This window comes from Mesorhizobium sp. M1A.F.Ca.IN.020.06.1.1, from assembly GCF_004023265.1.
Lineage (GTDB): Bacteria > Pseudomonadota > Alphaproteobacteria > Rhizobiales > Rhizobiaceae > Mesorhizobium.
This window is the reverse complement of the sequence record NZ_RZSR01000199.1, coordinates 1-7,666: the sequence shown is the minus strand read 5'-3', so window position 1 is coordinate 7,666 and position 7,666 is coordinate 1. Positions and strand designations below refer to the sequence as shown.

At 63.3% G+C, this 7,666-nt stretch carries 6 protein-coding genes and 2 pseudogenes; 4 read left to right on the top strand and 4 right to left on the bottom strand.

The annotated features are described in order from the left end of the window. Positions 1 to 1,054 (top strand): annotated as a pseudogene (locus EOA60_RS37530) (peptidase C14 caspase catalytic subunit p20); the annotation flags it as partial. Positions 1,055 to 1,188: 134 nt separating this feature from the next. Here the strand turns inward: EOA60_RS37530 and EOA60_RS11595 are convergent. The 4 genes from EOA60_RS11595 to EOA60_RS11575 all read right to left on the bottom strand — a co-directional run bounded on the left by EOA60_RS11595 (position 1,189) and on the right by EOA60_RS11575 (position 4,471). Beyond that, on the bottom strand, positions 1,189 to 1,845 hold the full coding sequence (locus EOA60_RS11595) for a transglutaminase-like cysteine peptidase (RefSeq protein ID WP_164748252.1): 657 nt from the start codon (positions 1,843 to 1,845) through the stop codon (positions 1,189 to 1,191). 193 nt (positions 1,846 to 2,038) lie between these two features. Then, positions 2,039 to 2,314, bottom strand: a complete 276-nt coding sequence (locus EOA60_RS11585) for an AbrB/MazE/SpoVT family DNA-binding domain-containing protein (protein WP_095823803.1) — start codon at positions 2,312 to 2,314, stop codon at positions 2,039 to 2,041. A 79-nt stretch (positions 2,315 to 2,393) separates the two neighbouring features. After that, positions 2,394 to 3,806, bottom strand: coding sequence for a metalloprotease TldD (gene tldD / locus EOA60_RS11580; RefSeq protein ID WP_095823802.1), 1,413 nt, complete (start codon positions 3,804 to 3,806; stop codon positions 2,394 to 2,396). A gap of 131 nt (positions 3,807 to 3,937) precedes the next feature. Next, on the bottom strand, positions 3,938 to 4,471 hold the full coding sequence (locus EOA60_RS11575; protein WP_066998026.1) for an invasion associated locus B family protein: 534 nt from the start codon (positions 4,469 to 4,471) through the stop codon (positions 3,938 to 3,940). Positions 4,472 to 4,811: 340 nt separating this feature from the next. Between EOA60_RS11575 and coxB the strand changes: the two genes are divergently transcribed. The 3 genes and pseudogenes from coxB to EOA60_RS11560 all read left to right on the top strand — a co-directional run. After that, entirely contained in the window at positions 4,812 to 5,684 is an 873-nt protein-coding gene (gene coxB / locus EOA60_RS11570) for a cytochrome c oxidase subunit II (protein ID WP_245299655.1), read from the top strand. 38 nt (positions 5,685 to 5,722) lie between these two features. Further along, positions 5,723 to 7,372 carry a cytochrome c oxidase subunit I gene (ctaD, locus tag EOA60_RS11565; protein WP_066998019.1) on the top strand — a complete coding sequence of 550 codons (1,650 nt, stop codon included), beginning with the start codon at positions 5,723 to 5,725 and terminating at the stop codon, positions 7,370 to 7,372. Positions 7,373 to 7,441: 69 nt separating this feature from the next. Next, positions 7,442 to 7,666 (top strand): annotated as a pseudogene (locus tag EOA60_RS11560) (protoheme IX farnesyltransferase); the annotation flags it as partial.

Here is a 7,666-nt window from a genome sequence, read left to right as displayed (position 1 = left end):
GCAACAGGGCGCCCTGCCGCCGAAGCCTGGTCAGCGTGTTATCCAGCGCCAGCAGCCTGACACCTCGCCGGAGACCTCGTCCAGAACCGGCAAGCTCTCAACCGAACACGCTTTGCCTGGAGCCGATGGCAAGAGGCTGCCGCTGGTCAACGGCAAGTCGGCGCCCGACGGCCAGAACTTGCGCGGCAACAAATTGAAGAGGCAACCCGGCAGGCAAGGCATCTCGGGCGGCAACCAAGAGGCGACCGGAAATGCCGGTCCTGACCGGACCGGGAAGCAGGACACAGATCGGAAGAGGGGTAAAAAGCTCCGCAACCTGCCCGCCGTCAACGGCATGCCGGCCGACAACGGGCAGAGCGCGCGGGAGAAGTTCAGGCAGAACAATACCAAGGCATTATCCGAACGGAGCGGTGGCAAGCCGAGGAAGCTGACGCGCAAGGATTTGTCCGCAGGCCAGTCCGTGGTCGAACCGAACGAACAAGGTTCGGCCGCCGCGAACGACAAGGGCAGGAAGGTCCGTAAACTGCCTACCGTCAACCGGATGCCGGCCGAGAACCGGCCGAGCGTGCGCGAGCGGCTCAGAAAGAACACTCCCGACGTGTTCTCCGATGACAACCAGGGCTCGGCCAAGAGCAAGAAGTTCCGTAGACTGCCGAGCGTTAGTGGTGGGCCAACTGACAATGGACCGGCCGTGCAGAAGCGGCTCAGGAGGAACAATCCGACCGTGTTCTCCGACGAGAATCAGGGCTCGGCCAGCGGGAACGACAGGCGCAGGACGTTGCGCCGGCTGCAGAACGAAGAAGGTTCTGCCGGCCGGGAGGTCACCGTCCAGCGCAACTTCAAGGTCAACAGGCCGAACGACAATGCGCAGCGCCAGTTCAGGCAGGAAAGGCCTAACGAGCAGGTGCTGCGGCGGCAGAGATCGGAGCCTCGCTCGGAATTGCGTTCGCAGCCGAGGCCGCAGATGCAAGAGCGGAGTGTCCCCCGGAAGAAGCCGCAGCGCAAGAAGAAGCTCTCTTGCGGACAGCAGGGCGAGCCGGCCTGCAACCAGTAGGCCGGCGCGTACCTCTGCGAGCCGATTTTTCGGCCATGAACGTGGAAGGCAGAGGCGCCGGTCCGCGCGTATCAATCGTCAGAAACGGAATGCCTCGGCTGTCGAGGCCGCTCGGTTGAGCCTGGCGGCATCCGTCAGGTTTTCGGCGTGCCGCCGCGCTGATTGATCGATACCCAAATATTCGGGTTCTGCTGCGACTGGCGCTTCAGGAAATAATAGCCGGTCGCGTTCCAGGGCCGGACTTCGTCGACCAGATTGTCGAGCACGAGATCGCCCTTGTCGGTCTTCACGGTCAGGATGGTGTGGCCTTCGTTGTTCAGGTCGCGCACCACCGTCATCAGCAGCGCCTGGCGGGGAAATCCCGCTTCCATGAGAAGCTTGCGCTTGTAGAGCGCGTAGATCTTGCAGTCGCCCTTGCCGTCCACCGGATAGTCCCAGTGGTCCATCATCGTGCCCCAGTGATCATAGTTGCTGACGGGCTTGATGGCGCGGTTCGCCTTCTGGTTTATGCGCTTGAGGGTTCGCATGTTCTGTGCGGTCAGCTTGACGTTCGCCGGCTGCAGGGCAGGCACTTTGCACTCTTTCGGCCGGCGGTGGCAGAAATCGATCCAGCCATAAGGGACGCTGGTACGTCCTCCAACGGTGGCGGAGCGCAGGTCGACCGGACTCGATGGCCGCTTGAACAATGTCGACTGCGCCGCCGCCGTGTCGACGCAAAGCGACGTCACACCGATCAACGAGCAAAGGCCAAGGAGGAATGAAGAGGTCAGGACGCCAGGGGAACGCAGCACTGCCAACACCACCGCAACGAGAAGACTGCTGATAGTTAAGTCGGAAGCGTCGGCCAAAGCAATTGAACAATTAATAATCTGCTAACACGATTGTGTTCGCGCTCCGGCGGGTAGCTAGGTGTGAGCTTTCCGGCCGGATCGAGGTGACCGTTCAGGATGGTCGTTCGTCAGGTATCTGACGACAAGGTTGGGATCAATTGCGAGCATGGCGCCGCCGCGCTTCGGCAAGGACACTCGCGTTCATCTCTTCAAGCGTCTTCGGCTTGCCGCGGTGCGGCAGCAGGCCAACCACGTCTTCCGGTCGCGTCGGGGTGAAGGCCGGCACTTGCTTCAGAAGAACACCGTCTGGTGTGTCTTCGACCTGCAGACGTGTGCCCGCACCCCAGTCCCTCCGTTTCCGGATCGCGCTGGGGAGGATCACTTGTCCCTTGGTCGAGACGGTGGTTATGAGTTTTTCGGCACCAGCCATCGCAAGCTTACCCCGTGTAAGACACAGGTAAGATACTCAAGCGGCGGAGTGCTATTCAAACCTGCCGGATTGAGCGTGCTCAAACCCTGGTGCCGCCCACCGTCATCTGGTTCATCCTCAGATGCGGCTGGCCGACCCCGACCGGCACGCCCTGTCCGGCCTTGCCGCACATGCCGATGCCGTTGTCGAGTTTCATGTCATTGCCGACCATGGTGACGCGGTGCATGGCGTCGGGCCCGTTGCCGATCAGCATTGCGCCCTTGATCGGCTGCGTCACCTTGCCGTCCTCGATCATGTAGGCCTCGGTGCAGCCGAACACGAACTTGCCTGAGGTGATGTCGACCTGGCCGCCGCCGAAAGAGACGGCATAGATGCCGTTCTTGACCGAGGCGATGATCTCTTCCGGCGCGGTATCGCCCGAGGTCATGTAGGTGTTGGTCATGCGCGGCATCGGCTGGTGGGCATAGCCTTCGCGCCGGCCGTTGCCGGTCGCCTTCATGCCCATCAGCCGCGCATTCTGGCGGTCCTGCATGTAGCCGACCAGCTTGCCGTCCTCGATCAGCACATTGCGCGCCGAAGGCGTGCCTTCGTCGTCCACGGTAAGCGAGCCGCGCCGCTCGGCGATGGTGCCGTCATCGACGACGGTGACGCCCTTTGCCGCTACTTGGCTGCCCATCAGGCCGGCGAAGGCGGATGTTTTCTTGCGGTTGAAGTCGCCCTCGAGGCCATGGCCGACAGCCTCGTGCAGCATCACGCCCGGCCAGCCGCTGGAAAGCACGATGTCGAATGTGCCTGCCGGCGCCGGAACGGCCTCCAGATTGACCAGCGCCTGTCGCAGCGCCTCGCGCGCGGAGTGCTTCCAACTCTCCTCGGTGAGGAACTCGCCAAAGCTCTTGCGGCCGCCCATTCCGTAGGAGCCGCTCTCCTGGCGGTCGCCATCGCCGACCACCACCGAGACGTTCATCCTGACCAGCGGGCGGATATCGCGCACCACCTGGCCGTCGCCGCGCACGATCTCGACATGCTGCCACGAGGCGGCGAGCGAAGCCGTCACCTGGCGCACGCGCGGATCGGCGGCGCGCAGCCAGGCGTCGATCTCCTGCAACAGCTTCGCCTTGGCCTCGAAACTGGGCGAGGTGATGGGATTCTCGTCGCCGTAAAGGTGGCGATTGGTGCGCGCGGGCGCTGCGGCAAGCGTTCCGGAATAGCCGCCCTTCACCGCGGAGACGGCATCGGCGGCGCGCAGCAGCGAGGCTTCCGACAGGTCGCTCGAATGGGCATAGCCGCTCGCCTCGCCGGCGACGGCGCGCAGCCCGAAACCCTGGTCGGTGTTGAAATTCGCCGTCTTCAGCCGGCCGTTGTCGAACATCAGCGCTTCGTTCTCGCTGTATTCGAGGAACAACTCGCCGTCGTCGGCGCCCTTGATGGTATCGGCGACGATCTCTTTGACGCGGTCGTCGGAAATGTCGAATTGGCCGATCAGGCTGTTCATGGCAGGGCTGTCCGCTGGCGGTTTCGCATTCCCCCGATGTAGGGGCGAAGTGAGGTCAAGACAATCGCCGGCCTTCACACGCGATCGTCATCGCCCCGAGCCGACTGGCGGCCGCGTTGCCGCCGCTGGACTTAGGGCAGAGCCGAGAAGCCTTCGGCGAATCCCTTCAGATCGACCGGAATGCCGATGCCTTCCTCCGGCGTCTGGAACACGATGAAGGTGGCCGACGTGCCGTTCTTCAGCGTGTCGAGCAGTGGCTTCTCGAGGATCACTTCCGCGTAGCAGCCGTCCTGGAAGCAGCGCACGAAATAGGCGCGGCCGATGTCCTTGCCGTCGACATTGAGGCCGAGCCCGTTGGGCAGGAGCACGCCGAGCGGTGCCAGCACCCGCAGGATCTCCGCCTTGTTGTCGGCGGTGCGCAGCACCACGACGGAAAGCCCCATCTCCGGACGGTCCTCGGCGACGACGTTCTGCATCATCACGCATTGTTCGGAGGTCGCGCCGGCCGGCGTGTCGCAGATGATCGACCACGCGCCATGCGTCGACTTGACCGTGCCGCTGGGCGGCGCCGCGGTCTGCGGTGGCGCGGCGTTCGCCACACTGGCGCTAAGCGAGGCGGCAAGGAAGATAACCTTCGCCAAGGGTCTCGAAAGCCAGGAAGTCATAACGGCTCCATTGCGAATCACGGCACTTTAAGCTGCGCCAAGGCCAAGTAAAAGGACGAGACCGTCGCCAGCCCGCCCAGATACCGGCAATTACGCGCTTTTCCAGAGCAAATTCGCCCGAATTGCGACCGCCCGGCGCGGGGGCGGCGATGGTCGGGGATGCCCTTCGGGCTGCGCGCAAAAATGCCGCACGGTTTCGCCCGCTCCTTCCTTGCGGAGGGAAATAGAGTATGGTTTGAACCACCTTAGGGACAGACCGGGATTCCCCATCCCGGCGTCGTTCGTTATTGGTGCGATCCGATTGCAGGAAGTGGGAGACGAGAGGGCGATGAGAAAATTCATGGCAAGCGCCAGACTTCTGGCAGGTGCTGCGGCCGCGGGCACGCTCCTCTCCAGCGCATCCGCCTATGCGGATCAGCCGCGGCCATGGGAAACCGCCTTCCAGGCGCCTGCGACCGACATGATGCGGCAGATCGAATGGTTCGGAAACTACACCTTCGTATTCATCGTGGTCATCACCCTGCTGGTGCTGGTCCTGCTCGCCTATGTCATCCTGCGGTTCCGCGCGAGCGCCAACCCGGTTCCTTCCCGGACCAGCCACAACACGCTGATCGAGGTGATCTGGACCGTCGGCCCGGTCATCGTGCTGCTGCTCATCGCCATCCCCTCGTTCCAACTGCTCACCGCGCAGTATACCCCGCCGGAAGAAGCCAAGCTGACCGTCAAGGCGACCGGCAACCAATGGAATTGGGACTACGAATACCAGGTCGACAAGAGCTTCTCCTTCAACTCGGCGATCCTTCAGGACGGTGACCGCGCCAAGGCCGGCAAGGAAGACCGCAACCTCTATCCGCGCCTGCTCGCCGTCGACAATGAGCTGGTGGTGCCGGTCAACACCATGACCCGTGTGCTGATCACCGCCACCGACGTCATCCACTCCTTCGCGGTGCCGTCCTTCGGCATCAAGATGGATGCCGTGCCCGGCCGCACGAACGAGACCTGGTTCAAGGCGGAGAAGGAAGGCCTCTATTACGGCCAGTGCTCGCAGCTCTGCGGCAAGGATCACGCCTTTATGCCGATCGCGGTTCGCGTCGTCTCCGACGCGCAGTTCAAGACCTGGCTGGAGACGGCCAAGACCGACGTGCCCGCCGCCAACAAGGCGCTGATGGCCGAGATCGATGGTACCAACAAGGTAGCGGCCGCCGGCAACTGACGCCGCGGGTTAGCAAGAATTAGGGAACGGAGCGGAATATGGCAGAGGCTGCAGCTCACGACCACCACGACCACAGGCCGCATGGCTGGGTCCGCTGGGTCTACTCGACCAACCACAAGGACATCGGCACGCTCTACCTGATCTTCGCGATCATGGCCGGGATTATCGGCGGCGCGCTTTCGGTCGCCATCCGCATGGAGCTGCAGGAGCCCGGCATCCAGATCTTCAGCGGTCTGGCGCAGATGGTCTACGGCATGCAGGGTGATGCCGCCATCGACGGCGGCAAGAGCATGTACAATGCCTTCGGCGCCGCGCACGGCTTGATCATGATCTTCTTCATGGTGATGCCGGCGCTCATCGGCGGCTTCGCCAACTGGATGGTGCCGATCATGATCGGCGCGCCGGACATGGCCTTCCCGCGCATGAACAACATCTCTTTCTGGCTGCTGCCGCCGGCCTTCCTCCTGCTGCTCGGCTCGATGTTCGTACCGAGCGCGCCCGGCGCCTTCGGCGTCGGCGGCGGCTGGACGATCTATCCGCCGCTCTCGACATCCGGCCAGCCTGGCCCCGCGATGGACCTTGCGATTCTGTCGCTCCACATCGCCGGCGCCTCGTCGATTCTCGGTGCGATCAATTTCATCACCACCATCTTCAACATGCGCGCGCCTGGCATGACCATGCACAAGATGCCGCTGTTCGCCTGGGCGGTGCTGATCACGGCCTTCCTGCTGCTCTTGTCGCTGCCGGTTCTGGCGGGCGCCATCACCATGCTGCTCACCGATCGCAACTTCGGCACCGCCTTCTTCGTGCCGGACCAGGGCGGCGACCCGCTGCTCTTTCAGCACCTGTTCTGGTTCTTTGGCCATCCCGAGGTGTACATCCTGATCCTGCCGGGCTTCGGCATCGTTAGCCACATCGTCTCGACCTTCTCGAAGAAGCCGGTCTTCGGCTATCTCGGCATGGCCTACGCCATGGTCGCGATCGGCGCGGTCGGCTTCATCGTCTGGGCGCACCACATGTACACGACCGGCCTGTCGCTCGATACGCAGCGCTATTTCGTGTTCGCCACCATGGTCATCGCGGTTCCGACGGGCGTGAAGATCTTCTCCTGGATCGCCACGATGTGGGGCGGCTCGATCTCCTTCAAGCCGCCGATGCTGTGGGCGCTGGGCTTCATCTTCCTGTTCACGATCGGTGGCGTCACCGGCGTTCAGCTGGCAAATGCCGGCCTCGACCGCTCGCTGCACGACACCTATTTCGTGATCGCCCACTTCCACTACGTGCTGTCGCTGGGCGCCGTGTTCGCCATCTTCGCCGGCTGGTACTACTGGTTCCCGAAGATGACCGGCTACATGTACTCGCCGGTGATCGCCAACACCCACTTCTGGGTCACCTTCGTCGGCGTCAACCTGATCTTCTTCCCGCAGCACTTCCTCGGCCTTGCCGGGATGCCGCGCCGCACTGTCGACTATCCGGATGCGTTTGCCGGCTGGAACATGATCTCGTCCTACGGCTCCTACATCGCCGCCGTCGGCGTTGCGATCTTCCTCTATGGCGTGTTCGAGGCCTTCCAGAAGAAGCGCGTCGCGGGCGCCAATCCGTGGGGCGAGGGTGCCACCACGCTCGAATGGCAGCTGCCGTCGCCGCCGCCGTTCCACCAGTGGGAACAGCTGCCGAAGATCAAGTAAGGCCGCAGATACAGGACCGCCGGCTCGCCCGGCGGTCTTGGCCAACGGAATGATGGACTTTAAGTACGCATGGCCCTTGCCGACCACAAATTGATGGAGGAAGTTGGCTTTCGCATGTCGGAAGCCACCGCGGGCGATTTCTTCGCCCTCCTCAAGCCGCGCGTGATGTCGCTGGTCGTCTTCACGGCCTTTGTCGGCATGGTCGCGGCGCCGGTCGCCATCAATCCGCTGCTGGCGGTGATCGCGATCCTGGCGATTGCCATCGGCGCCGGCGCCTCGGGCGCGCTCAACATG

Excerpts from the sequence above, each read along its gene's own strand:
- tldD (WP_095823802.1), bottom strand. The coding sequence starts at position 3,806 with ATGAACAGCCTGATCGGCCAATTCGACATTTCCGACGACCGCGTCAAA.
- EOA60_RS11585 (WP_095823803.1), bottom strand. The coding sequence starts at position 2,314 with ATGGCTGGTGCCGAAAAACTCATAACCACCGTCTCGACCAAGGGACAA.
- ctaD (WP_066998019.1), top strand. The coding sequence starts at position 5,723 with ATGGCAGAGGCTGCAGCTCACGACCACCACGACCACAGGCCGCATGGC.
- coxB (WP_245299655.1), top strand. The coding sequence starts at position 4,812 with ATGGCAAGCGCCAGACTTCTGGCAGGTGCTGCGGCCGCGGGCACGCTC.
- EOA60_RS11575 (WP_066998026.1), bottom strand. The coding sequence starts at position 4,471 with ATGACTTCCTGGCTTTCGAGACCCTTGGCGAAGGTTATCTTCCTTGCC.